Source organism: Flavitalea sp. (assembly GCF_035489435.1).
GTDB lineage: Bacteria > Bacteroidota > Bacteroidia > Chitinophagales > Chitinophagaceae > DATHKG01.
The window spans coordinates 20,711-43,281 of sequence record NZ_DATHKG010000040.1; the positions used below are offsets into that span (position 1 = coordinate 20,711).

General features: G+C 42.9%; 19 protein-coding genes. 4 read left to right on the forward strand and 15 right to left on the reverse strand.

Annotated features, from left to right (window positions below; translation table 11 throughout):
* Positions 1-16 precede the first annotated feature (16 nt).
* Both VK664_RS06850 and VK664_RS06855 read right to left on the reverse strand, forming a co-directional pair.
* On the reverse strand, positions 17-1,900 hold the full coding sequence (locus VK664_RS06850) for an ABC transporter ATP-binding protein (protein WP_461397885.1): 1,884 nt from the start codon (positions 1,898-1,900) through the stop codon (positions 17-19).
* A 26-nt stretch (positions 1,901-1,926) separates the two neighbouring features.
* Positions 1,927-4,380 (reverse strand): outer membrane beta-barrel protein, encoded by a 2,454-nt coding sequence (locus tag VK664_RS06855; RefSeq protein WP_461397886.1) that lies wholly within the window; start codon positions 4,378-4,380, stop codon positions 1,927-1,929.
* Positions 4,381-4,596: 216 nt separating this feature from the next.
* Here VK664_RS06855 and VK664_RS06860 point away from each other — a divergent pair, with 216 nt between their 5' ends.
* Positions 4,597-5,658, forward strand: a complete 1,062-nt coding sequence (locus tag VK664_RS06860) for a sensor histidine kinase (protein WP_461397887.1) — start codon at positions 4,597-4,599, stop codon at positions 5,656-5,658.
* Between the two features lie 24 nt (positions 5,659-5,682).
* Entirely contained in the window at positions 5,683-6,399 is a 717-nt protein-coding gene (locus VK664_RS06865; RefSeq protein WP_461397888.1) for a LytR/AlgR family response regulator transcription factor, read from the forward strand.
* A gap of 23 nt (positions 6,400-6,422) precedes the next feature.
* Here the strand turns inward: VK664_RS06865 and VK664_RS06870 are convergent, their stop codons facing one another.
* From VK664_RS06870 to VK664_RS06915, 10 genes are all read right to left on the reverse strand, one after another.
* Positions 6,423-7,445, reverse strand: coding sequence for an ABC transporter ATP-binding protein (locus VK664_RS06870; RefSeq protein WP_461397889.1), 1,023 nt, complete (start codon positions 7,443-7,445; stop codon positions 6,423-6,425).
* A gap of 14 nt (positions 7,446-7,459) precedes the next feature.
* A complete protein-coding gene (locus VK664_RS06875) occupies positions 7,460-8,284 on the reverse strand; it encodes a sialate O-acetylesterase (RefSeq protein WP_461397890.1) in 825 nt (274 codons plus the stop codon).
* 12 nt (positions 8,285-8,296) lie between these two features.
* Positions 8,297-8,752: a cold-shock protein gene (locus VK664_RS06880; protein ID WP_458924210.1), complete on the reverse strand. Its 456-nt coding sequence runs from the start codon at positions 8,750-8,752 to the stop codon at positions 8,297-8,299.
* Between the two features lie 131 nt (positions 8,753-8,883).
* Entirely contained in the window at positions 8,884-9,420 is a 537-nt protein-coding gene (locus VK664_RS06885; RefSeq protein ID WP_461397891.1) for a dihydrofolate reductase family protein, read from the reverse strand.
* A 20-nt stretch (positions 9,421-9,440) separates the two neighbouring features.
* Positions 9,441-11,195: a GMC family oxidoreductase gene (locus tag VK664_RS06890; protein WP_461397892.1), complete on the reverse strand. Its 1,755-nt coding sequence runs from the start codon at positions 11,193-11,195 to the stop codon at positions 9,441-9,443.
* 302 nt (positions 11,196-11,497) lie between these two features.
* Positions 11,498-12,757, reverse strand: coding sequence for an MFS transporter (locus tag VK664_RS06895; RefSeq protein ID WP_461397893.1), 1,260 nt, complete (start codon positions 12,755-12,757; stop codon positions 11,498-11,500).
* A 26-nt stretch (positions 12,758-12,783) separates the two neighbouring features.
* On the reverse strand, positions 12,784-13,554 hold the full coding sequence (locus tag VK664_RS06900) for a 3-ketoacyl-ACP reductase (RefSeq protein ID WP_461397894.1): 771 nt from the start codon (positions 13,552-13,554) through the stop codon (positions 12,784-12,786).
* Between the two features lie 29 nt (positions 13,555-13,583).
* Positions 13,584-14,741 (reverse strand): Gfo/Idh/MocA family protein, encoded by a 1,158-nt coding sequence (locus VK664_RS06905; RefSeq protein WP_461397895.1) that lies wholly within the window; start codon positions 14,739-14,741, stop codon positions 13,584-13,586.
* 72 nt (positions 14,742-14,813) lie between these two features.
* Positions 14,814-15,641, reverse strand: coding sequence for a sugar phosphate isomerase/epimerase family protein (locus VK664_RS06910; protein ID WP_461397896.1), 828 nt, complete (start codon positions 15,639-15,641; stop codon positions 14,814-14,816).
* A complete protein-coding gene (locus VK664_RS06915; protein ID WP_461397897.1) occupies positions 15,641-17,023 on the reverse strand; it encodes a glycosyl hydrolase in 1,383 nt (460 codons plus the stop codon). Before VK664_RS06915 ends, VK664_RS06910 begins: the two co-directional genes overlap by 1 nt.
* Before the next feature lie 200 nt (positions 17,024-17,223).
* Here VK664_RS06915 and gloA2 point away from each other — a divergent pair, with 200 nt between their 5' ends.
* Entirely contained in the window at positions 17,224-17,622 is a 399-nt protein-coding gene (gloA2, locus tag VK664_RS06920; RefSeq protein WP_461397898.1) for an SMU1112c/YaeR family gloxylase I-like metalloprotein, read from the forward strand.
* Between the two features lie 169 nt (positions 17,623-17,791).
* Here the strand turns inward: gloA2 and VK664_RS06925 are convergent, their stop codons facing one another.
* Both VK664_RS06925 and VK664_RS06930 read right to left on the reverse strand, forming a co-directional pair.
* Positions 17,792-18,448, reverse strand: a complete 657-nt coding sequence (locus VK664_RS06925) for a YciE/YciF ferroxidase family protein (RefSeq protein ID WP_461397899.1) — start codon at positions 18,446-18,448, stop codon at positions 17,792-17,794.
* 96 nt (positions 18,449-18,544) lie between these two features.
* Positions 18,545-19,525: a hypothetical protein gene (locus tag VK664_RS06930; protein ID WP_461397900.1), complete on the reverse strand. Its 981-nt coding sequence runs from the start codon at positions 19,523-19,525 to the stop codon at positions 18,545-18,547.
* 336 nt (positions 19,526-19,861) lie between these two features.
* On the opposite strand from VK664_RS06930, the gene VK664_RS06935 reads away from it, so the two are divergent.
* Complete coding sequence (locus VK664_RS06935; RefSeq protein ID WP_461397901.1) at positions 19,862-20,992, forward strand: hypothetical protein; 1,131 nt, start codon at positions 19,862-19,864, stop codon at positions 20,990-20,992.
* A gap of 231 nt (positions 20,993-21,223) precedes the next feature.
* Here VK664_RS06935 and VK664_RS06940 read toward each other — a convergent pair.
* Positions 21,224-22,571, reverse strand: a 1,348-nt coding sequence (locus VK664_RS06940) for a xanthine dehydrogenase family protein molybdopterin-binding subunit (RefSeq protein ID WP_461397902.1), incomplete at its 5' end; no start/stop codon positions are given.

The following is a 22,571-nucleotide window of genomic DNA, read 5'->3' on the forward strand; positions in this document are numbered from 1 at the left end:
ATCTTAAAAGTGGCGATCATTCCACAGTTTGTGGAACTTCCCGGAGGGATTGCGTAATCATACCAAAATCAAATTGCATTTCATTTAATTTCCTGTAGAGTCCATTCATGGCCATGAGTTCAGCATGTGTGCCGGATTCGGAAACAACTCCCTTGTCAATAACGACAATCTTATCAGCGTTCCTGATTGTAGACAAACGGTGAGCAATTACAAATGAAGTTCTCCCTTTCATCAGGTTATCCAATGCTTCCTGCACCAGTTGTTCGCTATGACTGTCTAGTGATGATGTAGCTTCATCCAGAATCAAAATTGCGGGATCATTAAGTATAGCCCTTGCAATTGCAATGCGTTGCCTTTGCCCACCACTAAGTTTGATTCCCCGCTCGCCCACAATAGTATTGTAGAGCTCGGGAAACCGCTCAATAAATTCATGGGCGTTTGCCTGCCGGGCAGCGGCCATTATGGAAGCTTCATCTGCATCCGGTTTACCATAAGCAATATTATCCCTTATAGTTCCGCCGAAAAGCTGCACTTCCTGTGGCACAAAGGCCATTTGTTTCCGGAGTTGTGTAAGCGGAAAATCTTTTGCCCTGTGTTCATCGAAAAATATTTCACCCTGATCCGGCTCATAGAACCTCAGCAACATAGCTGCGATCGTTGTTTTACCTGCACCGCTCGGACCGACAATGGCAATCTGCTGGCCCCGGGAAGCACTCATACTCAGGTCACGCAATACAGGAACATCTTTTCTTGAAGGATAACTGAATGCTACATTGCTCAGCCTCACATTGCCGTTGATCTTAAATTGAGGGTCTATTGTAACCGGGGTTAGACTTACCGGCTCTCCTTCTCCTCGCATAATTTCCCTTACACTTTGTGTTGCGCCAAGCGTTCTTTGTAGTTGTGAAAACATATCGGCAAAACCAGCAAATGTTCCACCGACAAACATTGAAAATATCACAAACATGGTAAGTGAACCAATGGTTAGCTCACCTGACTGAATCAGGTTCACGCCATACCACATCACGAAGGCAATTGTTCCAAATACACTGAAGATCATAAATGAAACAAAAGCGCCGCGATAACGCGCATTTGAAATAGCTGTATCAACAACAGCGTATATGCTTTTTACGTAACGCGCAACTTCATGAAATTCACCGGTGAAAGCTTTAACAACCGTGATGCCCTGGAAGGTTTCCTGTACAATCGTACCACTTTCTGCCAACTGATCCTGGGCACGTTTAGCCATCTTCCGGATTTTTTTTCCGAAAATAACAGCCAGCACAGCAATTATCGGAACTACAGATAACATGACCAGTGCAAGTTTTGCACTGATCCAGAATATGAAAATCAGCCCGATTATTAAAGTGAATATGCCCCTCAGAAATTCAGCGAGGGTAAATGAAATTGCATCCTGGATTTGTGAAAGATCTGAGGAAATCCGGTTGCTGAGTTCACCGACACGTTTTTCTGAAAAAAAATGCATTGGCATAGTAAGCAACTTGCTATACACATCTCTGCGCATGCCCGCCAGCGATCTTTCACCTACTTCTGTAAGCAGGTAAATTCGCATAAAGGAAAATATTGTCTGGATCGCGAGTTGAATAAAAATGAGTATCAGCGTTGTATTTACGCTCCAGTGGATATCCTTCAGATCTAACCCAAAAGTCGATGCCGGGCTGGTAGCAAGGCCGGCACCCGGGGAAGCCGCATCAATCATCTTCCCTAAAAACAAGGGAAACAGGCTGGTCGTAAAAGCAGACAGTGCTATAAAAACCAGTGCCCAGATAAATTTTACACGATACGGTTTCACATATGTGAAGAGTACCAATGCCTGCCTTAAACTCTCTTTTGTGATCTTTACTTTTGGTTTATCGTCGTTACTTTTTCCTCTTGCCATAGCCTTGCAAGTTAGGAATTTTAGCATCAATCCACCCGGCTCTTCTCTTCTGATGCTGAGTTTTCATTAAGCGATCTTTTCTTTGAATTGTTGTCTTTTCCAAAAGAATATGTAAAGCCTATTGCCAGCCTGCGGGTATCACTCTGGTTTGTGTTGTAAGAAATTGCATTTCTCAGGCCGTGATTAACCTCCTGTGCTTTCCAGGTATAAAAGATATCTTCGAAAGACAAACGCAAACTCCCTTTACCTTTCAATATTTTCTTTTGGATCCCCGCATTGATCCGGTAACGGGGTTCATATGACCGCTGCCCGTTAATATCCTTCCCATTATAATAACCATTTAGTTCAGCGTTCCATCCTGAACCAAGTGTAAACTGATTGAGAATACTGCCTCTTAACGAAAAGGCTTCCTGTTCCAGCTTTCCATCCGATGTATTACCCGTTAATTTTGCCCTGTATATATTTCCCGACACATTGAGATTCCACCAGTTCGCAAAAGGGATCATACCGTTGAAGTTTAAAGAGCTGATCATACCCTTAGCAACATTTTGCGGTCGGGTAACAAATATCTTATCATTGCTTTCTGTAATCTGGAATATCACATCGGTGTAAAACCCTTGTTGAAAACCGATGCCAAAATATTTTTTATACCGGTATTTAATTTCCAGCTGGTTCGCAAGCTGTGGGGTAAGCATGGGATTACCTGATGTATAGGAATAATTATCTACAAAGATTTCAAACGGATTCAGCATCTGGTAATTTGGTCTTCGGATTCGTCTTGAATAACTCAGATCAATAAAACCTGTGTTTGTTGTATCCAGTTTATAAGTCATAAAAAAACTGGGAAATGCATTCAGATAATCTCTCCTGAAACTGCTGCGGGCTACCTGCTGATTACCGAGCTGATCACCATCCGAACCAGTGTACTCTACCCTTAGTCCTGCCTGGAATCCAAAACGGCGCCAATCCTTTCGGGTGTTCAGATAAATTGCACTGATGGTTTCTTTATAAATAAAATGGTTAGACTTGTCCAAGTCGGGCAGACCTGCAACAGGAGGAACTCCCATAAAGCTCAGCTCATTGTCATTGGTGACCTGGCTGGTTTTGAAACCGGCGTCAATCCTGGCTTTATTTGCCAGTGGATGTACATAATCAACCTGGCCACTGTATATATCCAGCGCTGAGGGCAGATAGTAACTGAATTCATCCTCGTATATAATTGCGTTATCAGCATCGTGAACTGTGTTAGTCAGGTATTGGTTGCCACGGTTTGTATATCTCAGGTAATTGAGATCAGCCGAAAGTTCTCTGCCCTGCCCGTTAAATTTATGGAGGAAATTGAGATTGGCTCCGCCGCCCCGCCACCTGGAATTTATATCAGTGATTCCGAGGCTCAGACTATCATAAAGTGGCTTATCATCTGATTGTCGGTTTTCATAAAGCTGATGATCTTCCGAATATCTTGAATTGAAATTTAAAATGGCGCCATAGCTTGTTTTTTTATTCGCAGCATAATCGATAGCGACCCGCCCGGTGATGGCATCACTTTTAAACCTGGAAAAATTATCCGACTTCAGCTCAGATTCTATGTTCCCATCTTCAGAATAATAAATGCGGCCTCCACTATTCTTCACAAAGCCGGCATCACGGTTATACCCAACCGAAGTATTTAAACTGAATTTTTTACGGTTGAAGTTCAGATTCAATACATCATTGCTCCGGAAGTATTTGCCCTGGCTGAACCCTGCGGTTACTGAGCCGGTGAAACCCTGTAGTTTATTCCGCTTCAATTTTATATTTATGATGGCGTTGCCCGCGGCCTCGTATCGGGCAGGTGGATTATCGATCAATTCAATTTTGTCAAGCGTACCCCCTGGCAACGATCGCAGATAGGCCGTGAGGTCCGATGCAGAGAGATTCGTAGGCCTGCCATCAATCATGATGAGTACATTGTTTTTCCCGTTGAGGCTAATACTACCTGAAAGTTCAACGGATACGCCCGGCGTTTTTTCCAGTATTTCCAAAGCATTACTACCTGGTGCACTGATCATCGCATCAACATTTACCACCATCCTGTCTATTTGATGTTCAAGCAGTGGTCGTTTACCGGTTACCACAACTTTATCCAGTGTCACCGGTTTTTTCGTGACCAGGATTATTGGCTGCAGTTTTATTGCCCGTTTCAGGCTATCCAGGATAAAAGGTTTAGTATAGTAAGTTTCCAATAAAGTTGAAGTTATCTTTATCAGGTACTGACCGGTGCTGATAGAATGGAACAAAAAACCTGAGCTGGCATCAGTCTGGGTTGAAGACAGTACCACTGAGTCTTTAGCACGGCAAAGTGCTATCGTTGCAGCAGTTAAAGCAACTTTATCTTCACTTTTCAGCGAACCGGATATAGTACCGGGCTGGTATTGCGAAAAGATATTAAAGCTGATAAAAATGGCGGCCAGGAAGGTAAGTAGCAGTTTCTGTATCATGTTTTCTGATTGATTCGTCAAATTTGTAATGAATCACCTGCCTTGAAAAATGAATGTGTCGGGCTGACCTGATCAAGTGTCAGAAAGGGCTTTTTTCGGGTCGGGATTCCCGGTACCGTTTTATTCAGCGTTCGACATTCATTTGGACCTCTTCGACATTTTATGACATCATTGCCATCCCTTTTTGGAATATTTGTAACTCAAAATGTTTTAGAGATGGATAAGCCAATGTTGGAACCAATACAGTCCACACAAAAGACAAATGATCTGTGGATGTATCTGCTAAGTGGATTTCTTATTTATGTCCTGGTTTATCCGTTTATGCGAAAAATAATAAATGGGGAAGAAGCCCAGGCCACACTGATCGCAACAGGGCTTGCCTTGCTTGGGATCTATACCGGGAAAATTATTTCGAAGATTGTAAACCCCCAACGAAAAAACATTCCATCATGGTGGCTGGTTTTATCAGTTATCATCATGGTTTGCCTGGTGGCCTGGTTATTTATATTCAGCCAGTTTACCCTGCCATCCAAAAATCCGCTCAATCTTTTGCTTTTTGGACTACCATTCCTGGTAACATCGATACTAACGGGAGCAATCATTCACGCGATCAGGTCAACCATTGAAAACAACCTGCAGGAAGCAAGGGTAACGGCCACCCAGAGCCGCTCTGAATTATCAATGCTTCAATCACAACTCAGTCCGCATTTTCTGTTTAATACCCTGAATAATCTGTACGGTATTTCCATCACACAACACGAGAAGATCCCCGCCCTGTTATTGAAGTTATCCGAGCTGCTACGTTATTCTGTCTATGAGACAAAAGACATCTTTGTACCCTTACAAAATGAAATAACCTACCTGGGTAATTATATAGAATTTGAAAAGTTGAGAATGGGTGAAAGATTAAATCTTAAAACTGCCATCGAAGAGCTGAAAGATGATTCAATAATGATCGCTCCCATGATGTTAATTGTTTTTGTTGAAAATGCTTTCAAACATGGCAAAGACAACGCCGACGAAAAAGTTTATATTGATATGGAACTGAGAACCTGGGGAAAATTAATTTTGTTCAGTATACGCAACTCGGGTAATACCTCAGGATATAATGGCAATGATAAAAACAGCGGACTCGGACTTCAGAATGTGAAAAAGCGTCTTGAACTACTATATCCCGGGGCGCATGATCTCCATATTGAAGCGGCTGAACACGAGTTCAAAGTAATGTTACAGGTAAAAACCAAATATTCAGTTGAAATGAATCAGGACAACCTATAGTCGAATCGAAAAATATTATTACTTATGAGGATCTACAATTGTGTTGTTGTTGATGATGAACCAATAGCCCGCGAGATCGTGATGGCTTATTGTAATCATTTACCGGCTCTGAAAATGATTGCTGCCTGCAACAATGCCCTCGAAGCAAAGCAGGTGTTGGAAGAAAAAAACACTGATATACTTTTCCTGGATATTAATATGCCCGTACTCAGCGGTCTGGCTTTTCTTAAAACACTGAAAAATCCACCACAGATTATTTTTACCACGGCTTATCGTGAATATGCTGTTGATGCTTTTGATCTCTCGGCTGCTGACTATCTTCTAAAACCATTTTCTCTTGAGAGGTTTATTGTTGCGGTTGATAAGGCAATTGAAAAATTGACTGCCAATAATAATGTTCAGAACCTTTCGCCTTCATCTGAAATAAAACACAATCCTGCCATCTTTATCAAAGCCGATGGCAAAATATATAAATTGGTTCCGGACGAGATTTTATATGCGGAGGCCAGTGGGAACTATTCAAAAGTAGTAGCATCAAACTACTCGATCATGCCCGCAATGAGTTTCACCGCTTTAGTAACAATGCTTAATTATCCGGAGTTTATCAGGGTTCATCGTTCTTTCATCATTAATAAAACACATATCAAGCTGATAGATGGGAACCGCGTATTTATCAGATCGCACGAAATCCCGATAGGGAGCAGCTATAAGGAAGAGTTCATCAGGCAGTTGGGGATTTGAATATCACTCAAACACAGTGCTCACTATATCCGGGCCATGTGAACATCCTGTCCGGATATCTCTATAGTTTCTTCATTTCCTGGTTGGCTACCCTGGTAGTGCGACCTGCTGATGAATGTATGGTCTCCGATCATCAGATCCGTCTCAAAATAATGACCAAAATAACGGACATCAACTACCTTTCCTTTTAGTTGAAAAACTTGTTCCTCACCGTGAATATTTTTGTTACCAGCCACAGATGAACTAATAATCACACATTTTTCAGGCCGGACTATCGGCTGAAATCCTGAGGGAATCTTAATATTATTGTTTAACATCTGCAGCAGTCCGACAGGCAACACGTTGTATTTCCCAAACAATGCAGCCGTATAAGCAAATGCAGGTTTTGAATAAATAAGTTCAGGTGAATTTTTTTCGATGAGCTTTCCGTCTCTCATTACGATGATTTCATCAGCCCAGGGAAGCGTATCAACCGGATCGTGTGAGATCATAATAAAAGACATATTGAACTCCTTACCGATCTCTTTAATTATGTTTTTGAGAAGATCTTTATTAGCCGGATCCATATTTGAAAATGGTTCGTCCAGCAAAAACAATTGTGGGTCCATGATGAGTAACCGGGCTATAGCAATTCTTTGTTGTTCACCTCCTGAAAGTTCATCCGTTCTCCGCTTAAAAAGATGCCTGATCCCACACAAGCTGAATAATTTTTCGGCTTTTTCAGTCGGCCACTCGTTGGCGTATTCAAGTATCTGCTCAACGCGAAGGAAATGCGGCAGCCTGAAATCCTGTGACAGGTATACAATACCCTTATGACCCGGAATTAGCTTATCAGCCGGTCCGATCACTTTTTCATTCCTGAAAATAATCTCACCCATATCAGGTTGAGCCAGGCCTGCAATTATTTTCAACAAAGTTGTTTTTCCCGAGCCGGTTTCCCCTGCAATTGTGATATTCTGTTGAAATGCCTGGTTGAAATTAATATTGCTAAGATGAAAGCCTCTTTCATCCTGTTTGCTGATAGATTTAACCTGTAAGAGATCCATGTAGACGATTGTAACTATTTGCCTGCAGTTTGCAGAACGATCATTTTTTCGGCCATTCTTTTTCCTAATTCGTCCGCTGAATGCGAATCAAAATGAGTGGAATCTCCTTTATGTTTGAGGTCATTGCTACTGGCCAGGGCGGATGCGGGGATTGTTCGTGTGAGCTTTTTTAATTCAACATTGATCAATTGATAGGCTGGCCTGAAAGTTCCCAGTTCTCCGGCAACAAATGGCAGTGCCGGTTTACGGGTTGCCGTCCGAAACCTTTCAACCAGGATTTGTAAGTCTTTAAGATATTGTGAAGCTGCCTGGGGTTTGGAGTCTGATTCTCCCTGGTGCCAGATTATACCCATGAAGATACCGGATTTGCCGGCTGTCGCGATCCTGGCAATTGCATCGTCGAAGGGATGAGTCCTGGTGGCGCTATCGTAACCTCCGGGTATCCACGAACGGATGGAGGAGCCTCCGACCGCACAGGGTACCAGCCCTATCTTAACTTTCGGGGCGGTGGAGCGGCTATTTGTATTATTGGAGGAACGGGTAAGATGTTTTATCGAATCCGAATCGGCCATTGCTTTTGCGAAGGCAAGCCCTGGACCGACACCGGCAATGGCCGGTTTATCAAAATGCAGTGGGTGCCTGGCTGGAACCCAATCACCTGCTTTATTCAACATGAAAATATTGTTGTATTGCATGTCGCGATATGAAGCGGTGATTTCTCCCCTACCAGCCATATTGGATTGACCAACAAGGATATAGAGGTGAAAACTACTGTCCGGCTGAGCTTTACTCATCAATACGGTACACATTGCGAGTGCAATACAAACAAACTTTCGCATGAAGTGTCCGGATTATCCGCCTTTCTTTACGTTCACAGCGTTTGGCCCTTTTGGTCCCATCATCACCTCAAAAACTACCTTGTCATTTTCGCCGATGCGCTCAGAAATCTGGTTCACATGCACAAATATGCTTTCCTGTGATTTCAGATCTTTGATAAAACCAAAGCCTTTGGCATCATTAAAAAATGTTACAACGCCGGTTCTTACAGGATCTTCCTGTACACGGTCTTCCTGCCTGAGGGTGCCAATCTGCATATCTTCCAGATTGAATACTTTCTTTTTCTTGGGATCTGGCGGTGTAGAGGAAATGTTTCCATTTTCGTCCAGGTAAGCCATCATTTCGTCGAGTGACTTCCCTTTTTTAGCGTTGGCTTTACGCTCGTCCATTTTTTCCTGTTTCTCCTGGCGTAGTTTTAATCTTTTCTTTTCTTTTTCTTTTTTTCCAAATGTTTCCTGAGATTTTCCCATATTTCTTTTCTGATTTGTTTGTATAAAGTTCGTGAATTATTCCCGAAGCATCTAAATAAACAAAAGTTATTCACAACTGCCCTGCGGATAAGCTCTGTAAAAAAAAGAAAATATGGATGTGAAAAGAGCAGTCAGTCCTTAACCTTAGCCGGTTTATCATACCAGAGCTGCACCAGGCCGGAAGGGAAGGTGACGCTTTTCTTAAATTCAAGGGCTTGTGCCGGTCCTCCGTCCCTGAATAATCTTGTGCCTTCCCCCACGAGGTAGGGAATTACAGATACAATCATGGTATCAATACCTGAAAGTTTAAGCAACTCAAACACCAGGTCCCCACCTCCATCACAATAGATATTTTTTCCTTCCCGACTTTGAAGTTCGTTTATCAGAACATGCAAGTCGCTGAAGTAAGTAACATTTTCATCGCTACCGGTTCTTGACTTTGAAAACACATAACATTTTTTATCCTTATGGGGAAATTCGATTCCGAATGATAATAGTTTATCATAAGTCTTACGACCCCAGATCAACGTATCTATATCCTTTTGAAAAGAGAAATACCCGTAATCCTCACCCGGCACATCAACTGAAGACAAAAAATCAATATTCTCATCCTTGCCCGCGATATAACCATCGAGGCTCATTGCTATATATAGTATAATCTTTCTCATTCCAAATGCGGTTGATATAGTTACCCGGTTGGAAGATTATTTTTTTTCAGTTCATCGATGATGTATTCTGAAGCACGCATAGTCAGGGCGAGAATGGTCCAGGTAATATTCTTATCTGCCTGTGAAGTAAATGCGGCGCCATCAACAACGAAAAGATTTTTACAATCATGGGCCTGATTCCACTTATTTAACACTGAGGTCCTTGGGTCACTACCCATTCTTGCCGTGCCACCTTCATGAATAATTTTGCCGGGAGAATTTAAACCCCAATCATTCTCTTCGTTATCCTTATCACCTGAAGTTATCACTGCGCCCATCGAGTGCATGATCTCGCGAAAGGTTTCCTTCATGTGTTTGGCCTGTTTAATTTCGTATTCACTCCATTTCACATTGAATCTTAGTACCGGAATACCATACTTGTCTACAACATTGGGATCAATCTCACAATAATTATCCTTTCTAGGCACAGCTTCGCCACGACCTGCCATGCTGATATTGGCACCATAAAAAAATCTTGCATCTTTTTTCAACTGCGCTCCATAACCACCTGCCTCATGGGTGGATCCGTTTACGGGGTAACTACCATTCAGGTTCTGTGAATTGAAACCAAAACCATACATAGGCATGTTCATTCCGCCGCCATATTCAATATGATAACCGCGTGGGAAATCAAGTTTTTTATTATCGAGCCACCATGGTGTATAAACATGCATTCCACCAACACCGTCTTCATTGTATCTTTTCCGGCCAAATAAAGAGGGGATATATCCGCCCATACTTGCACCTGTTGAATCATGGAGATATTTGCCAACCACTTCAGAGCTGTTTGCAAGTCCATTGGAATGTCGCGCAGATTTTGAATTGAGAAGGATCCTTGAGCTTTCGCATGAACTGGCTGCAAGTATCACCACTTTCCCCGTAACCTGGTATTCCTGCAGATCGGTTTTATCTACATATGCCACACCGGTAGCCAGACCTTCATTATTGGTCAGCACCTCACGAGCCATAGCATTGGTGATAAGATCAACATTACCCGTCGCAACTGCCGGCTTTACTAATACGGATGAAGACGAAAAATCTGCATAAACCTGGCAGCCCCTGTTACATTGCCGGCAATAAAAACAGGCACCCCTGTCCTTGTTATCACTTAATTGTTTTGTAAGAATTGACAGACGCGAAGGTATAACGGGTACGCCTACCCCGGTTGCTCCTTTTTTTATTAAAAGTTCATGCAATCTCGGTTTTGGCGGAGGCAGAAAAATCCCATCAGGATCATTGGGAAGTCCTTCGTTAGTACCAAAGACACCTATCATTTTGTCTACTGCATCATAATAAGGTTTTACATCTTCATATCCGATTGGCCAGTCATCACCGAGACCATCAATACTTTTTCTTTTGAAGTCTTTGGGCCCAAAACGGAGGGAAATACGACCCCAATGATTGGTTCTTCCTCCCAGCATCCGGGAACGGAACCAGTCCCATTTTGTGCCGTTAGCTTTCGTATAAGGCTCCCCATCGATCTCCCATCCCCAATAAGCAGCATCGAAGTCACCAAATGGTCTGAATTTGGTACTTGCACCTCTTCTTGCACTTTCCCAGGGGTTTTTTAACTGTGTAACGTTTTTCGCGGGATCGTACATAGGACCAGCTTCCAGCAAACAGACTTTTAATCCTGCTTTGGATAAAGTATAGGCTGCCATCCCTCCACCGGCACCGCTGCCCACGATGACCACATCATATTGTTTTGCTTCTTTTTTAATCTGAAAAATTCCCATAACCCGAAAATATATTAAAATGTGAAAGACAAAAATCTTGATTTAAATCAACAATTGCGGGAACTACCTACAGATTATGAGTGGTAGTACCGGTGATGATACAACTATTTCCACTTTACTTGCAGCCAGTTCATACCAACCAATGGCTGTACTAGTCAAAGCCACCATTAACATTAAACCCTCCTGGATTGCCCCTGTTTACAGGGGCAGTCCCTTTTTAACCCCAAGCTCAGTGAATCATCTCAACAATCACTCACAATTCAAATTTCAAATAACTCATCACTACTTTCATAATTCATAACTCATAATTCATATTTCTCTTCCTCGTAGTCCAGGTCCTTCGAAAACGTTTCCGGTAGTTTCCAAAGAAACAGTAACGCTATTCCTACCACAAGACTACCTACAATCACAGCACTGGTTGTAATTCCTAAAGATTGTTTGAGAAATAAAAATAAACCGGAAATAGGGATAACCGAAGCCCTCACAAAATTCGGAACAGTGGTCGCCACTGTAGCCCGGAGGTTAGAGCCAAACAGTTCGGCTGCAATTGTCACAAAAAGTGTCCAGTAACCATTGAAAAATCCAAGGCAGGCACAGATGATATAAAACGTGGTGAGACTTTGAGTTTGAGTCAACAGGTAAACCAGCATCAGTGAGTACGACCCTACCAGGAAAACAAGCATTCCTTTTTTCCGGCTTTTCCAGCGCTGACTCAGGAAACCGCTAACAATATCCCCGAACACCTGGCCGGCAAAAGCCAGCATCACTGCTTTCCCTGCAACTATAGGTTCAGTTACACCAAGTGCATGCCCGAATTCGGGTGAGAAAAAGATGAGTACTCCTGAAACGAACCAGATAGGCGTACCAATCAGTATAGAAGATATGTATTTAAAGAAACGCTTTTTGCTTGAAAATAGCATCAGGAAATTACCACGTTGCACATCCTTCTTTACTATTTTCAGAAACATCCCGGATTCAAATACGCCGACTCTCATGGCAAGCAGGAGAAGGCCGAGACCACCACCGACAAAATAGGATGTTCTCCAGCTAAAAGTATCAGCTATAAAAAACGCCAGAATTGCACCCAATACGCCAACTGTTGCTACTAACGTGGTACCATAACCGCGGACATGTTTTGGGAGGATCTCTGCCACCAGTGTTATTCCCGCGCCCAGCTCGCCCGCAAGGCCCACGCCGGCAATAAATCTTAATACAACATACTGATCGAATGAAGTAATAAAACCATTTGCCACATTAGCCAGGGAATACATAAGAATTGATCCAAACAACACGGAACGACGGCCTTTTTTATCCCCTATGATACCCCATAATATACCTCCGATCAGCATGCCTGCCATTTGTATATCTAGAATATAAAGTCCTTTGGTAAACAGTTCTTCTTTGGTTAAACCCAGCTCTTTCAGACTTGGAACACGTACAATATTAAAAAGAAAAAGATCGTACATGTCCACCATATAACCGAGGGCGGCCACAATTACCGGGAGTTTAAGAAGATAGCTAAATGGTGAAGGTTCGGAATTTGTAGAATTTATCAAAGGCATATTCAATCGTTAACGGAAGTAAAAATTTACAATCTTGGTATTGCCATTCCGCCATCAACCATTATTACCTGGCCGGTAGAGTAAGGAAAATTTCCAGCCGCCAGCGCTGCAACCGCGCGACCAACATCAACAGGCTCTCCCCATCTTTTCTGCGCAGTTAAACCACCGGCAATCAACTTATCGTATTTTTCGGTTACTCCTGCTGTCATGTCACTGCGAATTATACCGGGTCTCACTTCATAAACAGGTATATTATATTCAGCGAGCCGGGTGGCAAAAAGTTGTGTCGCCATACTGATCCCGGCTTTCGAAATACAATATTCACCTCTGTTTACAGAGGCAAAAGTTGCCGAGACTGAAGATACATTTACTATGCATCCATTAAACCCTTTATCGTTTTTTGTTTGAGCAATCATCCAGTTGGCAACTGCCTGTGTAAGAAAATACGGACCTTTTAAATTTGTAAATATCAAACGGTCAAAACTTTCCTCACTTGCATCGAGTATATCCTTTCGATCCAACGGTGCTACACCTGCATTATTGACTAATACATTAAGCGAACCGAAGTGAGCATTTATTTCACTAAGCATAGCAGCACGCTGTTCAGTTGATGAAACATCTGCACGACAGTAGATCACTTCAGCGCCCAGCGCCTTAAGCAATTCAAGATTATCGGCAACATCACCGACCGGCCTTACCCCATTGATGGCAAGATCAAATCCCTGCATCGCAAGTTCAGTGGCAATTCCAAGGCCTATACCGCGGCTTCCGCCGGTAACCAGGGCTACTCTTTTCACAATCAGCATTTTTTATGATAAATATCAGACTATCCTTTTAGTTCAGGAATATCAACCCAACATCTCTTTTCCCAGCTCTCCAGGCCTTTTTCCGCAAGCTGTACACCCTTTGCACCCTCACGCAGATCCCATGGAAAAGGCGTGTCCTTTACTATATGTTTCAGAAAAAGTTCCCACTGAACCTTAAATGCATTGTCAAAATTTTCCTGCTCAGGTACCTTTGCCCAGCCTTCAAAAAAGTTTATCGGCTGTACTATATCGGGGTTCCATACCGGCTTCGGAGTATTTCCATAATGTTGGATATAACACTCACGGAGACCTGCAACCGCAGATCCTTTTGTTCCATCAACCTGGAGAGTTAATAAATCATCACGACGGACGCGTACTGTCCAGGAAGAATTGAAATGGGCTACAATTCCATTTTCCAGTTCAAAGCTTGCATAGGCAGCATCATCGGCAGTGCATTTGTAAGGCTTACCGTTTTCATCGATTCTCTCCTTAATATGGGTAGCTCCCAGGCATGAAACTGATTTCACTTTTCCAAAAATCTGGTCGAGTACATAGCGCCAATGGCATAACATATCTACAATGATACCACCATCATCTTCTTTTCTATAGTTCCAGGAGGGTCTTTGTGCAGGTATTGAATGGCCTTCGAATACCCAGTATCCGAATTCGCCACGCACAGAAAGTATCTCACCGAAAAAGTCGTTTTCGATCAGTCTTTTAATTTTCAGTAATCCCGGTAGCCAGAGTTTGTCCTGTACCACGCCGTTTTTGAGGCCGGCATTTTTGCATAAGGTAAATAGTTCAAGTGCAACATCAGTACTTAGGGCGGTTGGCTTTTCGCAATAAATGTGTTTGCCGGCTTTGACGGCCTTTCGTACACCCTCCGCCCTTCTACCGGTGGTCTGCGAATCAAAATACACCTGGTACCTTGGATCGTTTAACACCGACTCAAGATCAGTTGTGAATGCAGTAACTCCGGATTGCTCCGCGAGCTTTTGCAGTTTTATAGCATCCCGGCCCACTAGTACCGGGTCAGGCATGATAAATTCAGATGGACTTATTTTAACCCCTCCTTCTTTCATGATTGCTGCTATGGATCTCAACAAGTGTTGATTGGTTCCCATCCTGCCGGTAACACCATTCATGATTATGCCTATAGTATGTACAGTCGGTTTCATTTTAAATTTTTTCGAATGATAAAGCAATTGTTTTCCGACAATGAAGCAAATATTTTCGATGTACAAGCTCGTTTATGAATACTTAAGATAAGCATCCTTTATCTTCTCAAGATAAAGATCCTGATCTTGCTGCCAGTATATGTTTGAAAATATCTCAGCTTCATGAAACCCCTTGAACCCCGCTTTTTCCACCCATCCCCTGATCTTTTTCAGATCAATGCAACCTTCGCCCATCAATCCCCTGTCGTTAAGCATATCCAGGGTTGGTGTTTTCCAGTCACAAATATGAAAAGCCGACAGATTTCCATTTGTGCCACAACGTTCAATCTGCCTTTCCAGGTCATTGTCCCACCACAAATGATAAACATCCAACGCAATTCCTACCCATGGCGAGTCGATTTCTTCAGCCATGTCATTAGCCTGGGCCAATGTATTGACAGCTGAACGGTCACCGGCATACATCGGATGCAAAGGCTCTATAGTCAGTTTAACTTTCGCTGCCGATGCGTGATCGAGACATGTCATAATGCCTTCGGCTATCTGTTTCCGTGAGTCTTCCAAAGATTGACGCGGATCAGCTCCACAAACCATTACCATCATTGGTGCACCAAGGGCATGAGCCTGGTCAATGGCCCGGAGGTTGTCGTCGATAGCGAACTTTCGCTTCGGCGGGTCTACTGAAGGAAAAAAACCACCACGGCAGAGCGAAACTACTTCCACGCCAAGGTCACCAAGCATGGATTTTACCGCTCCCAGGTTTTGATTTATAACAGCGTCGCGCCAGATTGTTATTCCCCCGATCCCCGAAGCTGCAAATTTTTGCGCAGCAGTAAGAATATCCCAGGGTTTGGTTGTGATCGTGTGTACACACAATCTCGAAAAGTCTGTGATCTCAGTCATCAGATAACACCGTTATAAAATGTGTAATATGGTTCTTCGTTGATAATTTTCTGAACATAAAGTGCAGCTTCGCGAATATGATAATCTCCCCACATGCAGGATTCACCGTAAGGAATCTTTGCACCTTTTGGCACATAATCCCACCTGTTCGGCCAATGGTAAACGGTATGCAATAGCAAACCCTGATGAGATGGGTCGGTACTTAAGTATGGTTCTTTTAATAAGCTCCTGAGCACTGTGAGACCAGCCTGCCAGTATTTTTTTCCGTTTACAACTTCACCTTTATGAGTGAGATATCTGCCAAAGCGCATCAGGCCCTGACAGGCAATAGCTGCAGCAGAACTGTCAACCGGTTCATATTCATTAAACGGATCTGCAGGTTTGTTGAGATAGTCATTGATTTTATATAGCTGTGGTGCACCGGTATCCCAATAAGGAATACCATCAATCGGACTGTTATCAATATAAAAATCGCAGGTTGCATGCGCCGCTTTCAACATATATTCTTCGATGTTATCGCGGCCGTCAATGGCATCAAGTTCATCGTCAGAAATAGTTTGCAGGTATTCAAGTTGTTCAGCGAAACCACAGATGGCCCAGGCAAGACCTCTTGTCCAGGTTGTGAAGCCCGTATATCCCTGTTGTGAATTTGGCGCACGGTACCGACCATCATTGGTGTTGAAGAGACTTTCATGTGCAGTTCTGCCCCATATATCATATGAATCACGGCCCTCTCCATAATATACAGAATACATAGCTGTTGCTTTGCAATGCAACATGGCTCTTTCAAGAAGGTTTATACGGATGTCATTTTCTGCCTGGTAAATATGACCAAGACTATGAGACAGCGATAAAGCACGGCAGGAGCGGATTGTATCGACAAACAATGAATGAGGTCCGTTGAAAGAATACATAAATCCCCCGTGATTAATTCTTGTCCATCTTCCCGCCTGTACAGCTCCTGAAACTTTTAAAGCGAGTTCATAAAAATTTCTTTCCCACTCATTAAATGATAGCTTCCCTTCCTTCATTAATCGCAAAAGATTTCCATAGGTACTCACATTGTTGAACCCATGATCATGTACTCCTATATGAGTCAGATGTGGTGCCATCACTGCAAGCGTTCGCTCACGTCCCGATTCAAGGAATGAAGTTTCACCAGTTGCATCGAACTGCAACAGTGAAGATCCGAACTGGAAACCTTGTGTCCATTCTGTCCAGCCACGCGTGGTGTAAAGACCATTTACTGTGAAAACCGGTGATCCTTTTAATGCATCATAGTGCTTTTCAATATTGCTTATCTTTTTGCCGGAAACATCCCAAAACTTCTTAATTGAGTTTCCCAGGTCGTCCGTACTTATTTCGAAATCAATATTAATCATAAGGAAAGCTGATCGTTTTAATGATGGCTGTTTTGATAATGAATAATTCAGTTGGTTCCTTGTAAAGAGGAACGTCTAATCTACATTTAATTTCTTAAATAAGCTTTGATTGCGGTTGATATTTAGAGCTTAATGGTATAACCAGGTATGCAATCGATTCCGGAAGTAAAAATAAACAGATTGATACATATCTTGCAATTATGAAAAGTACACCTGAGCTACAAGGCATTCATCATATCGCGATTATCTGTTCCGACTATGACCGATCCAAAAAGTTCTATACGGAGGTATTAGGTTTACAAATAATAAGAGAAGTGTATCGTGAGGCGAGGCAGTCTTTTAAACTGGACCTCGCAATCGGGGATCAATATGTAATCGAATTATTTTCATTTCCATCTCCGCCTTCCCGGCCTTCAACTCCTGAATCATGTGGACTGCGACATCTTGCTTTCCTGGTTTCAGATGTTGAAAAGGCTAAAGAATCACTGGAAAGCAAAGGTGTAATTGTTGAACCTGTGAGAACAGATGAATTCACAGGCAAACGATTTACATTTTTTGCTGACCCGGATGGGCTGCCGCTTGAACTTTATTCGATATAAGATGGCGTTGAGGGCAGTGATGAGTGATGAGTGATGAGTTAGTGGCGAGAGAGTGAGTGATGAAATGTCAAGATGGGCATTAGACAAAAAAAATGATCCGGATCAAAGCCCGGATCATTCATTAAGCATCTATTTGATGATAGATTGCTTTTAGGCACCACAAAAAATATTACATATTCAAATCATTCTTATTCATTTTCCGTTGGTTCCAGGAATAGTTTCCTTCATCTTCTGCCTCCATGTTAATATGACCTTCGGCGATATTAGTAAGTAATAAATCTGTTTGCTCTTCTTCGCTGAGTGTTTTGTCGAGCAAGTCGGCTGCGCGCCGCAGATCCATGGTTACAGCCAGTTGAACAAGGCCGCCATAACTGGCGATCTCATAATGTTCAACTTTTTGAGCAGCAATGATCAAGGCCGCATCTCTGGTCATGGAACCTTTTTTTGTTTCTGCGATGATGCTTTTAGCTTCTTTCAGTAAGCCATCCATAGCCTCGCATTGTTTGCCTTCGGCTTCTTTGCCAATAATGTTAAACACTTTTTCAAGGCGTTTCACATGTCTTTCGGTCTGTGCAAGATGATCATTGAATGCATCTTCCAGTTCTTCGGTGGTACAAGCTTTTGCAATTTCAGGCAAAGACTTTACCAATTGCTGCTCTGCATAATAAATATCCTGCAGCTGGCTGATGAAAAATTTTTCAAGTAGTGATTCTTTGCCTTCCTCTGTTTTTTCACTGCGTCCACTACCCTGTTGTTCTTCTTTATTTGCCAAACCGCGCCTGGAAGGCGATTGGACATGTGTTTCGTTTTGTTGATTCTCTTTCATATGTCAAGTTTTTAAAGAAATTAATGATAAGGCTTAAATTAAGATTCAGATAAACCGATTTGGTAAACCGATTTGGTTCAAATAAACGGATTAGGTTCAGACAAACGGATCATTGTCTCTTGTGCGGGAATAATATCTGCTGGTGGAATTATAATCTGTACCCCCCTGGTTTCTGCTGGGCATATTGCTATAATTACCAGTGCCGTAGCTACCTCTCATATTGGGATTACGATCGGCACTGTCCTGGTTCCAATCTCCGCGACCCCGGTTCCTCTCACCTCTTCCCTGGTTCCAGTCGTCACGATCCTGGTTCCAATCACCTCGGCCCTGGTTCAAATCTCCACGCGTCGTATTCCAATCGTCACCGCCCTGGTTCCAGTTTCCAGGGCCCTTGTTCCATTCACCACGACCCTGATTGCGTCCCTCATTTCTATTCCTGTACTCACTATCCTGCATCCAACCCTGGTTTTCTGATTCGCCATAATAACCCTGGCCATAATTACTTCCATAACGGTTGCGTGAATCCTGGTTACCCTCATTCCGGGCATTCCTGTTGTCATATTGATTCATATCGGTGCCGCCCGGGTTGCGTTGATCGTATTCGGTTAAGCCGCCATAACGAGACTCATTTCCGTACCTCGGGTCATAATTCCCGACACTTCCGGAGCCATATCGTTGTTGACCTAAGCTGTTCTGCTGCCCCCTGTCCTGGTAATCACTGCGACGATTCATGCCGCCAAATCCTCTTTTCATTCGTCTTTGTTGCTGTTCGCTGCTCTGACCGTACTGATTTCCGGACCGCGATTGATTTTCTCTCTGTTCGTTCCTTGAACGATAATCGCCGCCTGGCTGACCAGCCCTTTCGCTGTTGCTTCTATAATCCCCTTCCTGGTAGTTTTTCCGGTACGCATCACTGTTTTTCATAGAACCACCCCCTTCGGGCCAGTGGGTACTTCCCCTGGTTTCTTCATTACCTCTCCTTTGTTCGCCCTGTAAAAAACGCTTGTATTGTTGTCCCTTGTCTCTTTGCTGATCATCGTCATAGTATCGACGCTGATCTGAATTTTGAGATCTCATAAAAAAAAATTTAGTTTTTTACTAAATAAGTATGTCTTTGTTTAAGGCACAAAACATATACCTTTTAAGCCAGGGACTGAATACGGAATTCTCTCCCCAACGAAGATGAATTTGATCAACATATTGCGAAGTTCCTACCTCAGTGCCCGGGCTGACTTTACTACCTCAGTATTGAGCTGACTTTACTACCTCAATATTTGAGCTGACTTTACTACCTAAATATCCGGGCTGACTTTAATGGCAGAATTTCCCATTACCATAAAATAAGGGTTAACATTTAGCGTTATTACTGCAATCCATACCTGAAAACTGTAATCCATACCCGCAATAAGCCAGATGAACCCTGTCAGCAATATCGCAGGATCTACAATCCTGAAAAAGACCTGCCTTCTTACTATGATGCTGACAATTAACCTGGCATCATATGCACAGGTAATTGCGAACTGGACTTTTACAGGTACCATTACAGGCAGTGCAGGATCTTTCAACACAATTTCTATAGCAGATTTCTCACCGGCTGTCCCAACCAGGGCTTTCAACGGGGGCACAGAATATTATGGCCATGATGGTTGGCCTGCTGGCACTCTTGCGGCCAACTTTTATCTTTCCTTTACTTTAAGTCCAAACATTGGATTGGCTTTGAATATTCTTTCCCTGAACCTTAGAATGCGGCACAGCAACACTGGTTCATCCGGGGGAAGCGGCCCGACACAATTTACAGTCCGGTCGAGCCTTGATGGTTACACAACAAACCTGGCAACCGGATCTCTAACCGGTGCCTATTCCAATTTTGTATTCGCTCCCGGTGCAGCTTTTAATAACCTTCCTGCCCCTGTAACTTTTCGTATCTATGGCCACAATGCCGTATTGTACAGCGGCGGTAATAATCGCTTTGTGTTTGATAACATACAGGTAGATGCAATTGGAATCGTGCTTCCATTAAAGTTACTGTCATTCAAAGCAATTGCCGGAAACGGGAACGTGGCATTACAATATCATCTTAACGATGTCGCGGCCGAAACCCATCTTGTTTCAGAAAGATCAACGGACAACAGGGTATATAAAGCGATTGCCTCTGAAGTTGAAATTAAGTTCCAGGCAAATAAAATTTATACTCAAACTGATATACAGATCCCACCGGGGATCGACATTTTGTATTACAGGTTAAGGATCATTGAGCCCGATGGAAATTTTTTTTACTCCACAGTTGTGCCGGTAAAAATTAAGGGGGCGATAAAATCACTAACAGTAATATATAGCCGAAATATGCTGAAATTTCAAGGCCTGGCCTCCGGAGCTTCAAGATTAATGTTATATAATAGCTCGGGGAACCTGGTATTTTCGTGTTCACTTGTCGCAGGCTATCCCGGGCAGACCATTAACAGTGTTCCGTCTTTGCCCAAAGGCATTTACTATATAAAAATCGTGGGCTTGAATGTAAATCAGGAAGCCTCATTTTTATCGTAATAAAAAATCCATTGCTTGCCAAAGCGATCATTCACCTCTCCGATTTTAGCACCTGTCGGCATTTCATTTATTTTCTACTACTTTTCCGCCATTACTGATATTAGTAAAAAAACGCTGCTGTTCAGCTTCGCTTGAACAATTAATACATAATGAAACGGTATTGCCATCGGACAAGGGCGTCCGGTGAAGATCTGAAGCCATGATCATAGTCTGACCGATCAGCAAACTATGTTACAGTAATTTGTCAGGTGTTATAGGCAGCTGGCGGATCCTTTTTCCTGTGGCATTGAAAACGGCGTTTGCAACAGCTGCGGCAACTCCTACTATACCCACCTCGCCAATTCCTTTTACGCCCATTTTATTTGAATGCTGATCATCTTCGTTAATAAAAATCGTATCCAACTGCCCAATATCGAGATTTGACGGCACATGATAATCAGCAAAAGAACGTGTAATAAAATTTCCATAACGTACATCAACAACCGATTCTTCCGTAAGTGCCATACCAATGCCCCAGATATTGCCTCCAATGATTTGTGATCGCGCAGTTTTCGGATTAAGGATTTTTCCGGCAGCTGTTACTGCCAGAAACCTTTTTATCCTGACCATACCAGTGTACTTATTTACCCTCACTTCTGCAAAATTTGCATTAAAGCTGTGGGCAGAGTATTGATCAGCATCAGCTGATGGCTTGGCGTCGACTCTTGTTTCAAATGCATTGATATTTTCAGAAATCATTAATTGGGCAGCTGTTGGCTTTACAAAAAATTGTTTTCCTGATTTTGCAAGTAATTCATCCGTGATTTTGGTACATCCGTCATTAACAGCGTTGGCAAAACTCGTGGCACCAACAGAACCTACTGAACCGGCAGCAGGAGGAAGATCGGAATCGCCAATTATGATTTTAATTTTTGACACCGGTAAGCCAAGGCCATCCGAAGCCGTCTGTGCAAGTATTGTATGGGTTCCTGTACCAAGATCCGAGGCGGCCAGTTGAACAACTCCATTGACTTCATTGCCTGTTCGGGCTAACTTAATGATAGCAGAACTCTCCCTTTGTCTTGCGGGATAAGTTCCACAGGCAACTCCATATCCTATCCAGTAATCACCTTCGGTTATTGAACGCGGTTCCATCTTACGTTTGTTCCATCCGAAAGCTTTGGCACCTTCATTCAGACATTCAACGACTTTGCGCGATGACCAGGGTTTACCATTTGAGGGATCTTTAGATGGTTCATTTTTTAACCGGAACTCAATAGGATCCATTTCAAGTTTGAAAGCCAGTTCATCAATAGCAGATTCCAATGCGAAACTGCCGGTTGACTTTCCCGGGCCACGGGTATAAGTCGGCAAAATCATATTCATCGGAACAACACGATAAGTTATCAGTGAGTTTGGAACATCATACATCAGTTTTGAACAATCGCCGCAAGGCTCAATAAACTCATTGTCTATAGCAGTTTGTGTTGTTGTTTCATGTATCAGGGAAATGAGCTTCCCTTCCTTTGTTGCAGATATCCGGAGTCTTTGATCGTTGCGTTGCCGCAGACCGACAGAATTAAACATCTGTTGCCTGGTC